At 51.5% G+C, this 15,009-nt stretch carries 9 protein-coding genes and 1 pseudogene; all 10 read right to left on the bottom strand.

From position 1 onward, the window contains the following. Positions 1 to 421: 421 nt before the first annotated feature. The gene (locus tag A4E19_18960) at positions 422 to 1,870 is read right to left on the bottom strand and encodes a hypothetical protein (protein OQW34005.1); all 1,449 of its coding nucleotides are present in this window, start codon (positions 1,868 to 1,870) and stop codon (positions 422 to 424) included. Between the two features lie 50 nt (positions 1,871 to 1,920). Next, on the bottom strand, positions 1,921 to 4,257 hold the full coding sequence (locus A4E19_18955; protein OQW34004.1) for a hypothetical protein: 2,337 nt from the start codon (positions 4,255 to 4,257) through the stop codon (positions 1,921 to 1,923). Positions 4,258 to 4,269: 12 nt separating this feature from the next. Further along, complete coding sequence (locus A4E19_18950) at positions 4,270 to 5,238, bottom strand: hypothetical protein (GenBank protein ID OQW34003.1); 969 nt, start codon at positions 5,236 to 5,238, stop codon at positions 4,270 to 4,272. A 93-nt stretch (positions 5,239 to 5,331) separates the two neighbouring features. After that, positions 5,332 to 7,371, bottom strand: a complete 2,040-nt coding sequence (locus tag A4E19_18945; GenBank protein ID OQW34002.1) for a hypothetical protein — start codon at positions 7,369 to 7,371, stop codon at positions 5,332 to 5,334. Between the two features lie 1,000 nt (positions 7,372 to 8,371). Beyond that, on the bottom strand, positions 8,372 to 9,850 hold the full coding sequence (locus tag A4E19_18940; protein ID OQW34001.1) for a hypothetical protein: 1,479 nt from the start codon (positions 9,848 to 9,850) through the stop codon (positions 8,372 to 8,374). After that, positions 9,834 to 10,691, bottom strand: coding sequence for a hypothetical protein (locus A4E19_18935; GenBank protein OQW34000.1), 858 nt, complete (start codon positions 10,689 to 10,691; stop codon positions 9,834 to 9,836). Before A4E19_18935 ends, A4E19_18940 begins: the two co-directional genes overlap by 17 nt. Further along, on the bottom strand, positions 10,691 to 11,986 hold the full coding sequence (locus tag A4E19_18930) for a hypothetical protein (GenBank protein OQW33999.1): 1,296 nt from the start codon (positions 11,984 to 11,986) through the stop codon (positions 10,691 to 10,693). The genes A4E19_18935 and A4E19_18930 overlap by 1 nt, the downstream gene beginning before the upstream one ends. 53 nt (positions 11,987 to 12,039) lie before the next feature. Continuing rightward, positions 12,040 to 13,089 (bottom strand): hypothetical protein, encoded by a 1,050-nt coding sequence (locus A4E19_18925; GenBank protein ID OQW33998.1) that lies wholly within the window; start codon positions 13,087 to 13,089, stop codon positions 12,040 to 12,042. Positions 13,090 to 13,542: 453 nt separating this feature from the next. After that, entirely contained in the window at positions 13,543 to 14,451 is a 909-nt protein-coding gene (locus A4E19_18920; protein OQW33997.1) for a hypothetical protein, read from the bottom strand. 39 nt (positions 14,452 to 14,490) lie between these two features. After that, positions 14,491 to 15,009: pseudogene (locus tag A4E19_18915) on the bottom strand (hypothetical protein).

The following is a 15,009-nucleotide window of genomic DNA, read 5'->3' as shown; positions in this document are numbered from 1 at the left end:
ATAAGCATCGCCAACATCATCACTGCGAAAACGATCGCGCCCGAGATCGTCAACAGAGCCATCTCATCGCTCATCATATTCGTACCCTTCCTTTCTGTATCCCCATCAGGATTCCTTGTATGGAGATGACGGATGCATTGAACATCCCATAATGGATTCAGTTTCGACGTCGAAGTACCTTCATGACAAGGACTTAGCATTTCTTACACCACACTCAGTCGACACCGTAACGTATGGTATTTACAGCAATCGTGCGGGTGGACGGATGCCGTGACGGCACACACCTGAATCCGAACGGATTCCCGGCTGGATCATATTGGATGCGGGGATATGGGGAAAATGGACAGTCGAGGGCTGTGCAAGCCTGTTCTGACAGACCAACTAGGAGGCGAAAACCATTTCAGGAGTGCCGCCCACGCCTTCAGTCGGATGAAGCCGTGGGCGGTTTGCCGGGAATCTGCTTTTGCCGGAGTAATTTGGTCAAGTAGGTTCGTTGCAGACCGAGTTCGGCAGCCGCCTTGGTTTGATTCCATCCGTTCCGACGCAAAGCGGCCTCAATCAACTTCTGGCTATAAGCGTCCATGCTCTTATGGTACGAGAAAAATAGTATCTCGGTGTTCGACTCCTGATCCACGGCGGGAGTGGAGGGAGTTACGAGAGGTAAGGCAGCCAATGAAAGATGCTCAGGCTCGATCGTGTCGCCGGGGCATAAGACCAGGGCGCGAGTGAGCACGTTCTCCAATTCACGAATGTTGCCGGGCCACGAGTATTGTCGTAGGGCCTGGAATGCGGCGTCGCTAAGCGCCAAACGTTTGTACAGACCGACGTTGCTGGGACGGTTCAAGAAATGATCGATGAGCGCAGAAAGATCGTCCATCCGGTCACGAAGCGGCGGCAAGGCAATGGTGATGACGGCAAGGCGAAAGTACAGGTCTTCGCGGAATGTGCCTTGGCGAATGGCTTGTTTCAGATCCTTGTTCGTGGCCGCGATAAAACGGACGTCGGTCCGCACTTCTTGCGTGCCGCCGACTCGGTAGAATGTCCGGTCTTGAAGGACTCGCAACAGATGGCTTTGCATGGTGAGCGGCATGTCGCCGATCTCGTCGAGAAACAGCGTGCCGCCCTCGGCGATCTCGATTTTGCCCGGCTCCCGCTTGGTGGCTCCCGTGAAGGCACCCTTCTCGTGGCCAAAGAGTTCGTTCTCCAAGAGATTTTCAGGGAAGGCCGCGCAATTCACGGCAATAAATGGCTTCGTGGAACGAGGGCTCCACCGATGAATGGCACGGGCGACCACTTCCTTACCGGTTCCCGTTTCGCCAAGCAACAAAACGGTCACGGGTGAAGATGCCGCCTGCTTGGCCACGGTCAACTGTTCGCTCATCCTTTTGTTGGTCGACACGATCGGTTCGAACTGATCATCGACCTCCTTGCGGAGCGTATCGACCTGGCGGCGAAGGGTGATGGTGGCTAAGGCTTTATTGATCACCACGGTGAGATGATCCGCCGTGAATGGTTTCGGCACAAAATCGAAGGCTCCCAGTTGCATGGCTTGTACGGCGCGCTCGATGGTTCCGTAGGCGGTGAGAATGACAATAAGCGGAGTCGTGTAAGCAATTGGGGTTTGATGGTCCACATCTGTCGGACTGTTCTGGGTGGATGTATCGCGGACTTGCTTGAGGACTTCAAGCCCCGAGACAAGCGGAAGTTCTAAGTCCAACAGGACGAGGTCAGGGTCTTCTTCCTGAATCAAGCGGAGCGCATCCTTGCCGTTGGTGGCTGTCAATGGTTCATGCCCCATCCAAGTGACCCGATTCTCCAAACTCATAAGAATATCGCGGTCGTCATCGATGATGAGAATTCTAGCGCGCATGGAATGTCTCTCCTTTCTGGATACCCCCGATTCCCTTCATGCACCATTCTTCAGGCCAAGAGCTCGTTATGTTTTCGGCTCGATTCATCGTGTGCCTCCACGACCGGCAGCGTAAAGTAAAAGCGTGATCCGGCTTCCGGTTGGCTCTCAACCCATATCTGCCCACGATGCATCGTGACCAATGTCTTGGTGATACACAAACCCAGTTGAGCGCCTTGTGACGCAGGCATCGCCGATGGTACTCGGGAAAATTCATCGAATATGTTCGACAAATGAGTTGCGTCGATCCCACAGCCTGTATCGGAGACGCATGTTTGCACGAAACTTGGGTTGGACACGCAAAACTCCACGGTCACGCAGCCGCCGGACGGCGTGAATTTGATTGCGTTTCCGATGAGATTCCAAAGAATTTGCTCCAATTTGTCGCGATCGCCATGTACCGGAGGAAGGGACTCAATCGGGACTATCGTGAGGGACACGTTCTTCTCGGAAGCAACCATTTGTAGGCTATCCGCGACGATCATTGCAACTTGGTGGATGTTGATCGCTTCAAAACGAAGCTGGATTTGCTTGGTGTCGAGCCGCGACCAATCGAGCAGTTGCACGATGATTCTCCCGAGCCGGGAGACATTGTGTTGGATGCGGGTGAGGTAAGTATGTTGCAGTTCGGTCAACGGCCCTGTCACACCGTCCAACATGTTTTCGGCAAAACTTCGGATCGCCGTCATGGGTGTCCGGAGCTCATGGGAGACGACGGAGAGGAATGTCGTCCGGCGACGATCATGTTCTTGAAGTTGTGCGTTGGCATGAGATAACTCCTCTGTCCGTTGCACAATGCGCTCTTCGAGATACTGGGTCAGCTCGGCGAGTTCGGAGTATGCTTTGGCATTGTCGATAGCTGCCGCGACGTGGCCGGCGATGGTGACGAGGATATGGAGATCCTCGTCGCTGCACGGCTGCGAGCCTCGACTACCGGCCAGGTAGCCGAGAATTTTGGCATGACTCTGCAGTGGCGCGCAAACGACCGACCGGGTGCCGGAACGACGCAGCAATTCCAGTACCGGAGGGTGTAAGCGTTCCACGACGGTTTCGATGTCGTGGATCAGTAATGGCTTCCCATGAATAAGGAGATCGGCCGTCGTGCTGCCCTCGTGGACCGGGATCTCAACCCGGCGCGCCGCCTCTACAATTTCCGATGAAACGCCAATAATGTGGGCCACCGAACAGCAGCGTTGCTCCGGGTGGTACAGGACGACCGCCATCCTGGAAAAGCCAAGATTCTCTGAGAGCAGTTGGAGCAGCGTGTCAAGGAGCCGGTCCATGTCGAGCATATTGGCGCTGGCCACTGCGGCACTGGCCTGATGCACCGTGGTCAGTTGCCTGATCTGCCGCCTGATCGTATTAAGATTGATGGTAATGGCTTGATTGCGCTCATGGAGGGACTTGGTCATCGCGTTGAACACCTGTGTCAATTCGCCGACCTCATCGTTGGAGGATGTACCCAGCGGAGCCACCGCATCGTTCCCTTTTGCGAGTTGTCTGGCGGCATAAGCGAGACTTCGTAACGGCGTCGTAATACGGGATGTGAGCAGAAGCGCACTGAGAATGCCGGCCACAATGATGAGTGCCGTGAGGAACGATACATTGCGGACGATGACCAATAAGGCCTCCTTGGCCTGCACGTCCGTAATTCCGATACGTACGAAACCAACCACCGGAGAATTGTCCGTCGGCAGCGGGAGACTTTTCTCTTCTAGTTCGACCGACAACCGAGGCAGGGCCGTCTCCGTCGAAGAGTCCCGAAGGACGGGCATGGCAAAATCATACAAGGTTTCCTTTCTTAGAAGAAAGCGAAGGAGCCAGTCCGACGATGCGTCCTGAGGAATGAGAGTCTGCTCCGATGAAAATACGAACTTGGTTATGAGGGGAGCAGTCAGCGCAGTTTGCAGTAGTGATTCCGAGAGTTCATCATGGGGATAGATCGGCTGTGACGCTGATTGAGGAGATCTCTTGGACGGTTTCTGTACGCGCTTACTCTGCCGGTCCAGGATGCGGCCGTCGGACGTGGCGATGACCACATAGACGACGTGATTGATGGCCATGAGGCTCTGCACGAATTGATCGAGCGTGACGCGATCCTCCAGCACGACACCCGCAATCCTAAAATGATCGTTCCGCACGGTATTGGTCAGCAAGATCGTACCGAGTTCTTCCAGCGTGTCGGTCATGGCTTGACGCCGTGTTTCGATGAAATACCAGCTCAAGGACGAACAGGTCACGATGAGAATGAGGCTGAACAGGATCACAAACTTCACGCGCAGCCCGAAGAACCGCGTCGTCGGTTGTAACCCTAGGTCCTGTCCCGCCGTAAGGTCCGAAGTGTCCATGGAACGGTCCACTCAATAGGTTTCGTCGATCATGTTGTCGAGCTCTTTGGGAATCGTGACACCTAAATATCGCGCAGTCTTCTGATTCACGGTGATCTTGATTCGTTGCACCGACACGGGCTTGAGCGGGAGCGGCAACTCGCCCTTGAGAATACGTGTGGCGAGGAGGCCGGCTTCACGGCCGACTTCGCCATAGTCAATCGACATGCTGAGCAGCGCGCCCAGACGGGTAAACTCTGGTGAAAAACCGATGACCGGGACTTGTTTGGCCACCGCGGATTCGAGAATAAAGCGAATCGATTCATCCGTGAGTACCGTCGAGTCCGGAACCAGCCATAAGGCTTCCGATTCGGACAAGAGCATCCGCAGTTGCTGGGGAACCTCCTTCTCATTGCCGACTGGAAACCCGTGCAATTGGAAGTCATGGCTCGTGGCGTGAGCATCGGCCTCTTTCAGTTTGGTCGCCGTCTTGTCCGGGTCGAAGAGTACTCCGATCCGACGCAGGGCTGGGAGGAATCTACGCATGACCTTGAACTGACGGTCCGTTGAAATGTCGAGTAGGACGCCCGTCATATTGACGGCCGTGAGGTGATGTTTCAATGGATCGAGAATCATCATGTAGAGAACCGGCACATCGACGATCTCCAACTTTGCCGCCAGGGCGGCTTTGAGCCCAACGGCAATCACCAGGGAAGCGTCCGAAGCGCGAATCTTCCGGGCAAGCTGCTTTCCTCGTTCGAGGTCACCTCGCAAGTCATATTCAATATAGGTGGAGCCGCTGGGCGCCGTCGTTTTGAAGCCATCGACGGCTTCCGTGTAGGCTTTTAAGTCGGACGATTTCAGGATGGCGATCTCCATGCCGGCCGCCTGAGCGCGATCGGGGAAACAGTACAAGAGCGCAATGACCGCGAGAAATGTCAACCAGGCGCGTGAGGAGCGCTCCCATGCCTGTTCCCGGTCTCCTAAAATACGAGCGATCATGAATGACGTCGAGCAGAGCGCAGGGGCTCCGCGATCCAATATAAAGTTAGGGTAACTAAATATAATGCATGCTAGCACATTTCTCCAATCGCGCTAATACCGCACCGTGAGCCAACCCATAACGCGGCTCCCGATCACATCGCCCAAGGGATGTTCCTTGTGTGTGTCGTTCAAAGCATTAAAAGCGGTCACCGCCACTTCGGCGTCCCGCAGGTATCCTCCCGCCGATTTCTGTTGCCAGAAGCGATACGCGCCTCGCAAGTTGAACAGGGTGTAGCCGTCCACACGAGAATTCGGCACGGTCGCGCCGAACGAAGCCAAGAGCTGGTACGTCTCAATCACCGGGTAGGTGGCTGAGCTGACGTAGTACACAGTCGCCTCGCCATTGAAGCCGTTCTCCCACTCGCCCCGCAATCCGGCGTTCACCTTCCACGCTGGGCCACCCCGTCGGCCGACTCCCACGAATGTTTGCCCGATCTGCTGATAGGACGCGTTCACGAATCCACTCAGCCACTGAGTTGCCAGGAATTCGGCCCCCATTTCCCCGCCGTAAATGTCGGCCACTCCTCCATTGGCAAACGTGCGTGTCGTTCCGACGGTGACGAAGTTGATCAAGTCTGAAATATGGTTGAAGAAGAGATCAGCTCGCACCCGCAGGCGGTGTTTGAACCACCAGCCTTGATAGCCAAGATCGTACGAGACGATCTGCTCCGGCTTCAGTGTTTGAGACCCCATAAGCGGAAATGGTCCCGGGGAAGGGAACGGTGGTGGAAGCGTCGTGATAAACCGCGCGATGCTCTCACGCTCGAAGAGCGTCGGCGGCCGATAGGCGACTGATACCGTCGCGCGTAGCGTGTGCTCAGGCGCAATGGCAAAGAGGAGAGCCAAACGTGGACTGATTGTCGGGTTGATGAAGGAGTTCAGATCGTATCGGACGCCTGCAATTAGGCTGAGTCGAGATGTGAATCTCCATTCGTCTTGTAGATAGAGTCCGAAGCGGGTCTCCTGGCTGGTGTTGGCCACTCCATTCCCCGACACAGCATTGAGACGATAGTTGGCTCCATAGGTAAGCCGATTGTTCGGCCAAAGGTCCAGACTGTGCTGAGTTTCCAAATTATAGGTGTTGGTCAGAAAGGCCAGGCTCGGTTCGCCGAATTGGTTGACCTCTTGAAGGCGATTGTTCAGGAACCGGTGCATGATTAAATCTGCGTTCAGATCGTTCTGTGTCCACCAGCCACGAGCATAGAAGTTGGGGCGTTCGTAACTGATGTCGGCAAAGCTTTGGGTGAGCGGAGTCGAAGGCGTTTGTAAGTTAAACACCGGCCCATCGTGGCGGTTGGCGTCCGCCCATCCCCCGGAGAACCGTATCCTCGAGTCGGCCGTCACCGCATAGTCGGTCTGTACATGAATCTTATTGTTTTGAAAGGCTAAGGTGTCCCGATTGCGCCATTGGTTGTTCTGGTCATGACCGAACGACAGACGATACCCCAATCTGCCGTATGTGCCGGCATGGATGGCGGCGCTTGCGATCGTGCCGAGTTCGCCTCCGCCGAATTGGACCGTTGTCCCGGTCATCTCGTGGGGGGACTTGGTGATAATGTTGACGACCCCGTCGAAGGCGTTAAACCCATACATCACCGAGGCAGGCCCCTTCAGCACCTCGATGCGTTTGATTTCCGGCAACGTCACGGGAATGTTCTTCCAAGATAGCCCGCCCTGCATGTCGACATAGATCGAACGTCCGTCGACCATCACCAGCAACTTGTTGGCGTTCAACTGATTGTCTCCCCGAATACTGACGTTGAAGTCCGCGCCCGTCACTTGCATGACCTCGATACCCGGTATACGGCGCAAAATGGTTGGCAGGTCTGTGGCGCCGGAATGCCGAATATCCTCGTCGGTGATCACGTAGACATTTGATGGGGCCTGGGAAATCGGTTGTTCGTAGCGCGAGGCGATGCTGACCGTTTCTTCTTCTTTGAGCAGTTGGAGTTCGGCGGGAACACCGTGGTCGAATGGCGTAGTCAGCTCCTTCTTTTGACTTTCAGTCTGAGCGGCAAGTGGGGAAATCATCACAAAGATGAGGGCGAGGACAAGACAAGTAAGGGGAGGAATCTGCTGGTATCGTGCCATGTATGTTCTTTTAGCTGAGCTGCCACGAATAATGACAATGCGCTTCCAGTGCTTGCAAAAAGCGCATCATTCCGTGGAGCGGCACGTGAGGCCTTTTGACGCCTAAAGGCTGCCATCTGCATCATTTTGGGACGATGTAGGAGGGTTAAAAACTGGTGAGAAAAAGCGAGGGTCTCCACGAGGCAGTTTCCAGACTTTACGGAATTCGAGTTCCTCCGTGAAGCGGTTGCCTGTAGCTTGCTCCCTTTCGGTCGAAGCATCTTCGATCACGTCACCAATCCACCGGGAAAGGGCTGCTTTATTGGCTCAGAAAATGCGGTGAGTCATCTCCAGGAGTAGAGCTGACATCGTCGGTTCTTAAGGCATCTGAACTGTTTCTCCAAAGTGACCTGCCAATTGAGTCACATTTCCGCCAGACTTTTAAGTGCTAGACCAATTCCTCTCAAACACGAAATAAGTCATCTTCTACGCGGAAGACACAATCCTTCCTCTCACAGGTGTGTGTGAGTGGCATCCAAATAGAGTACTACTGATGAGAACCAGCAATCCGTATGCCATGCAGGGGATTACCAACCAGATCGGGGGTAAAACTGTAGATTTCCAACTTATTGAAGGTTACATTCGTATGGGGGAGCTTAGAAACACAGGTTTACGTGAATCTAAAAGGATTCTTTGCTGAATCCAATTTGATTATATTAACACATCGCTCGATCGAGCAAAGAGATTCCATTGGTCTGGGGGTGCGCCCCATCTTTATACGGGTGTGGCGGTAGAAGCTGTCACGGCTATAGCCCATCGCTGGCAGGCTTTCGATACATCCCGTCGTCATAATCTACTTCTTCCGTAAAGACGAGAACTCTACCGGACTCTCAGTTTAAGTTTCAGCACTTACACGTCTAGGAAATCTCTCAAGCATAGTTGGCCGATGACATACGCCCCCCAAATAGGTTCCTACCTGGCAAGAGATGAGGCATTAAGCCACCCTTCGGGAGAATATTTTTCAAGTCTTATGTAGGATCTTGTCAGTTCTGTAACTCCGTTCGAGAGCTTTTGTGAGAAGCTTATTAAGATCATAATACTTCTCGGGTTTTTCTATTAGGGCGAGCATAGCTCCTGCTAGAAGGCATCCATCATCAAACTCATCTTCATCATCTCTTTCAAGGATGTCGTCAAGTGATCCACTGCCCTTCAAACGTGCTGCTACAAGCTGAGCTCTCTCTTCGTCCGCATTGTCCCAAGTCTCAAGGGCCTGTAGATTATTTTGATTCAGTGCTCTAAATTCTTTCGTGACTAAGAAGCCTCCCACCGCATGCGCCGCTGCCTGCATCTCATCTAGGTCGTATTTGTCCTGTAGTTTAATATTAGCTTCATCCTCGCCGGGAACTAAAGCTCCGGTAGGAAATTCTAGTGTTACCTGGGTACCCGTGCAGTATTTAGTTAGTTCCCTGATCATATCAAGATATTGCAAACGGATCCTGTGGGACAGTTCATCCATGTGTTCTATTGCGCCCATGAGTAAGTGAGGCATCAAAATTTCAGGATAATGGTAATCAATAATGTTGCTGTCTTGGAATATGTGAGCAGCATTTTCGAGTTTGGGTGGACTGCTTTGACTAAGCCTTTTGGGAGGCACTTCAATAAGGGCCGATATCGCTGTGTAAAAGAGAAAAGCACCTATCGCGAACGATGGTCCCATGTTTAGCATTCCGCAGATATCTGAAGCTGCTTCCTCACACCAGTGATACCAAAGAGAACCTAAAATTGGGTTTCTATTAGAAAAAAGTTGCCTTACCTCTCTAGAGATCTGACGGAGTAAGAGCCTATCCGCATTCAAGACTGCGTGTCCAGCCACTTCATGAGTGAGCAAGCTCCAGAGCATTGGGTGTTCTCTGAATCCTGGCGACATGTTCATGATCCCTACTTCAATTTTTGGATCGAGATCCTGTACCAGATCAATGTGTAACATGAACGGAGGCGCTGGGTACTCGCTCTGCCACGGGTTAGGAGGCAGCCCTACCGGTTCTGCAGCAATGTAGCCAGTAAAAGTAACCAGTGGAGGGAGTACCTGCTGAAGCGGAGGAAGGTTGCCCAGCTTACTTCTTGAGACGGTAAACGATTTATACAGATCAGAAACTAGGGCTTGTAGACAGCGGATTTGGCCGTCTACCTTGCTCCTAGGATCTGGTTGTAGCGCGGCATTGGTCAGCATGCTTAGGTATAGGCGAAACCAATATGGGTTTCTGTCGGACATGCATTTTTTGTCGATTGCATCATAGTGCTCAAGTAGCACTTCGAGAAATGCCTTGCGATAAATCTTGGGCCAATACTTGGATTGCAGTTGCTCTTCAATTCTCTGCTTCATCTCATCGTTGCTTGTTACGCCCAAGGCAGGATAGACACCTGGACCTACCTCGAAAAAATCCTTTTGCGCGATAAGGTTGGAGTAAATTGTTCTAAAATTGTCAATCAGTGTTGACATGTTGTGTTCTCCTAACTCTTCTTCGCGAATGTAAAGAATGTGAATGCCTATGTCCCCCGACAGCAATCATATAAATTGAAGTCTGCCCTAATCCGTCTAGTCCGAGTAAGCGATCAATATCGTGGTCGAAGAATCCGCCGATGTTGAGGCATCCGAGCCCAAGGGACTCCGAGACGAGGTTGATGTTTTGTGCCACATGACCGGCCTCGAGCATGACAAATCGGTAACCGCGGTTCCCATATTTGATGACAGTGCGTTCGAACATTGCGGCAATAAAGACAATGACAGAGGCCCTAAATGGGATAGCGTTCTGAACCAGTGCCTCGCTAATCTGCTCTGAAAGGTCGCCGATCTTCAGTAGTCTTAAGTGATGTTTGGGAGGATTATAGTGATATAGTCCTTGAGTAAGACCTTCGACCGCTTTCGCGTGTACAAAAATCTCCAATGGATAGAGTGCACCGGCGGATGGAACGACACGAAAACTGCGTCCAAACAGGCCACCGCCTGCTCGCTTCACGCCGTATCCGAAGTGAAGTAATGCCCCACAATGCATAAGCGACATTGGTTGTAAGATCATCTCCCGGAGAGACACACGAGATTCGATCGCCTTACGGAGTGGCATATCAAGCGCCGGAAGCCGAGTGGGTAGTGGAACGACGGGAAACCCTTCAAATGGCAAAGATTCATTTAGGGTAATAAGGCGCTCCTGCTCGTGCATGTCTGTTTCGCATCTAGACGACCTAACGAGTTTAGAGTTTTCGCTGAATGTTTCCCACAGTACCGCTTCTTCGTCCGAGAAAAACAACGTCTTTTGCGTTTTTCGTGACAACATGGCAGTCATTATGGAAATGGGTGGGGAAATGGATTGTCCCCGCATCCTCGGCTTATACCTCTGTGCCCGAGGCGTTGGGGAACCTCCCAAAGCCTTGTGCCTCCGAGGGCACGTAACAGATGACCCATGAAAAGAGGATGAAAGCCAGGGATGACCGCCCGCATTACAAAGAGTCCCAAATGGCGCACATCATCGGTTGTGATATCTGCGAGCAATACCCTATGGTTCACTCGATTTATTTTTTCTACGGAGAGCCGGAGATCGGCGGTTGGTTCATCCTTGAAGCAGTTTGGAATTTCATCGCAAGCCATTCGCTTCGGTGAGTTAAACAAGAACTGTGCATAACCCGCATAAGTGTGATTGCAATACATTAAGGCATGTGTTTCTGGGTCTACAACATGTAGCCATCGTTTTCCCGGTGAAAATTTTGGATTTGTTGTCTTTAGCCATTGTGCAAACGACCAAGTTTGCCCGAGTTCCTCTAAGCTTTTCCTAATAGCGCGATCCGTATCTAAGTGAGCAGCAGCTGCTACCGCAAGAGCAGGTGCGTCAGAGACATGGCTTTGCATTGAGGAGAGGATGACGGGTATACCGTGATCCATGGCAAGGTACAGAATTGTAATTTCGGCACCTGGTCTTTCCAGTCGCTTAACAATGTCACGATTTTCCTGGCTTAAGGTTTCAACACGAATGTGCGGCGGCTCATTTTGGGCCTGCCAAGTAATAGCTACTGCGTCTCGTTCCACAACTTCATTGAGTGCCGTTAGCGCAGCAAGAGTTGGATTGGTATGGCATGCGAGGCCAGTAGACATCTGCGGAAAAATTGGATCTTCACCTGACTTTCTATTGTAGAGGTATGGCTGATAGATCATAGCTGCAGGCACGTAAATTGTCTCACCAGTCAAGAGATCCAGTGTTTGGCTCCAACGAAGAGGCGTTGTCTCTGTAAAAGGTTTATATGGAAACCGACGATGTTTGTATTGTTCCGGCGTATATAGCGCAAATTCCCGAGGATGCATACAAGGGAAAGCCGCCGACCTGCTCGATGCCAATGGAAGGTGTTCACTAACATATTGAGCTGCGCAGTAACGTTCCACTGCTTCGCCAGCCGCCTTCAAGAGGGATGTTTCTCGATCAATTGCTACCCCTGCGGCCAAGAAAGCCTTGGCGTTTTGCCCAGGACTAATTGCATCGATGTCACACGTTTGTGCGATATGGTAGACAAAGTCTGGCGCGCCCGCTTCTTTTCTATCCTCTTTGAGGGTTCGAATGATTCCGACCTTGTCATCAACAAGGAAAGCCAAGACATTCAGTAGAGCGTCTGAGGCTAAGCTCGGACTATCCAATTGACACCAAATTAAGGTTGAAGGACGGTCTTGTATAGATTCGTGCGACCTTTCTGGCGCAAAAGGCCACAGGCCGCACAACGCGGAACCCTGAGAACAGCTCGTTCCTTCATCGTTGATCCGAGGAGATTCACTTCAAGGAGTTGACCGATCGCGCGTCCAACAGAAATTTGTGAATAGAATGCAGTGAGCTGAAAGGCGGCTATATCACCAAGAACCGATGCCATCGCGGGATGGAATCCGACAACGCGGCCGTGCTCATGACCGGCATCTTCAACAAGTTTGTCGATCTCCCGATGAATCGAGTTACTACTCATACGGGTCAACAGACAGTCATAGCAGGCGCCTTCCCCGGGGACAATCATTGGTCCAACATATCCAATCATGTCTTTTAAGATAACTGGCATGAAGTGACTGCCATGTTCGAGACTTTGCTTATTCCACTCAGAGAAGATAGCAAGGCTTCCCACGTCAGATGTGGCCACAAGACAATCAATAGACTGCACCGTGAATTCTGCATTGGATCTTATTGGGTTAGGCAGCGGACGCGACCACTCGTTCCGTCGCAGGGAACCTGCCTCGTCAAAAAAATGTGGGTTTCGATGAGAGACATGGTCAACGACGCACAAGTTGTTCAGCCCGCAGACTTGCAGAGTACGTACCAGCTGCCGTGATACGCTATTAATGCCGAGGATGGCAAACCGGATCTGTTTCAATCGTTCCATCGCAGTCTGATTAGATAGATTGAAATGCCAATGATAGACTCCCAGCTGATTCCTTTCGTCCGTCACATCAGTATGGGAAATGGAATTCTCAGCCATCAAAAAGCGTCGATCGATCAATTCAGAGAGCAGTTTTGATACGTAACGTCTTGAAGACCGAGCGAAGCGACTGTGAATTGCTTCCACAGTCGCTCCCCCATTTCTGGCGGTCTGCTCCAAGACTATCTTCACGGATTCGCAGGCCCCTGTTCCTGTAATTATCGTTTCGACTGATCCGCGCTTGAGAATGATGCCTTCAGGTATTTGAATAATCTGAACCGGCAGAGAGACCAGTCGCATATTCCTGAAGGTAGATGAGTTGTCCACTATATGCTTTCAGCTCAAGAAATCGAGTTAGCTACAGCTGACGCCATTCTCATAGCGACAAGTACTCAATTCATTATCATGGCCACGTGCCACAAGGTAAACACACCGGTACCTTTTTCCCGTAGGCGATCGAATCGTCATCCTGAAATGCTCTAAATGTTTTACTTACGATACTAATATCGCGGAATGTTAAGTCTTTCAGTCGAGGTGAGTTTAAGCGCATCTTAAGAGGCGGTGGAAGTGCGTCGATAAGTTTGGTGCTCATGTCGTTGCTAGCGCTCCTGCGCTTTTTGGGGGGCATTGTTTAACCTCCTCATAATTATGTAGTAAATAAAACTAAGCGTGAAGCGGGCTTAGTCCCTGGCCAACGAGGCTTCTCTTTGATGCATATGACATGTTTTCAACCTCAGTGCTTAGTGGTATCGATCATTCATCACCGCTTGACGGCTTGATTGCGATAACAGCGAAACCAGTTGATGCTGCGAAGAACGAGCCGCATCGACTAGCCAATTTAAGTTGTTTCATCGTTTTTTGAACGTCAACGGATGACAGTATTCCTGATATAGCCGCTCGTTGAAGACTTGCCTCAATTCTCCAGGCATCATTTGCCGAAAGAAAGTCAGATGCAAGCAGAGTAGCGGCATCTACAGAAACAACTTTCATGCCGCTTTGCCGCAAGCGGATTGGCAGTTGGTGTCCTATTCCACTGTTTGGAACGCTCCCACGGATCACTCTGATAACCTTTTCTGATAGATGAGCATCACCAACCTCTATTACAAATGTATCCCAATCTGGTTCAAGTATGGCCAGGCGCCCTTCTGGCCTCAGAACTCTGAATATTTCCTTGAGAGCCTTTCGGGGGCTGGCAAGATGGATGAACGTAGAAACCGAAATGCAGGCATCAAACCTTTCCCGTTTAAATGGCAAGACGTGCGCGTCCCCGAGATGAAACTCTAAGTTTCTTGGCAATGGGCGGGCGCGTTTCAGTGATTCATGAATCATTGTGCTACTGCTGTCGATGGCAATAACCCGGCCAGAGGTGCCAACCTTCTTTGCAAGTGCTTGCGCGGTGTACCCTATCCCACAGCCGATTTCAAGAATATGGTCTCCCACTCTTGGCTGTAAAATGTGAATAAGGTGCATCCGGCTGAATTTGGCAAGCGGGGCCAAGTTTGATTTCTCGAGATACTTTATTAACTTTTTGGGATTGTCATTGGTATCAACGGCGCTGAAATCAGACAAAGGTAACAAGGAGCGTTTCTTGTCGTTCAAGTCTCCGCCATTGCCTGAACTGCGACAGTAAAGGCATTCAGTCATATTAGGATTGGAGGTCATAGAGAGCAATTCAAATGGCGCCGTATTCCGATCCGGCGTTTAATACCTTAGCGTTAGCCATCCCATGACACGGCTTCCAATAATTTCGCCGATGGGGTTCTCTTTGTGCCGGTCATTCAAGGCGTTAAAGACAGACACGGCCACTTCCGCTCTGTCATGCCAAAAACGATAGGCTCCTCGCATGTTCAACAGTGTGTAGCTCCCTACATCGTTAACTGGCGAAGTGAAGCCGAACGTTGGACCGAAAAACTGATAAGCGGGATTGACCGGATAACTCGCGGAAGACACAAAATGAACGAGTGTCTCCGCGCTCAGACCGTTCTCCCATTCACCGCGCAAGCCAGCGTTGACCTTATGCGAAGGCGCCCCGCGGGTAGAGCCGAAATTCTGAGCTTGGACAAGATTGGAAGTTTGATGTACATGAACCGTGGCATAATTCACGAATCCTGTTAGCCATGACGTGGCGAGGAACTCGACTCCCACCTCACCCCCGTATATATCTGTCTGTCCTACATTCGAAAAACTTAAGGAACGTCTGATTAATTCATGTTTACACGA

This window comes from Nitrospira sp. SG-bin1 (genome assembly GCA_002083365.1).
GTDB lineage: Bacteria > Nitrospirota > Nitrospiria > Nitrospirales > Nitrospiraceae > Nitrospira_D.
The sequence above is the reverse complement of the archived record's forward strand: the minus strand, read 5'-3'. Positions and strand labels throughout refer to the sequence as shown.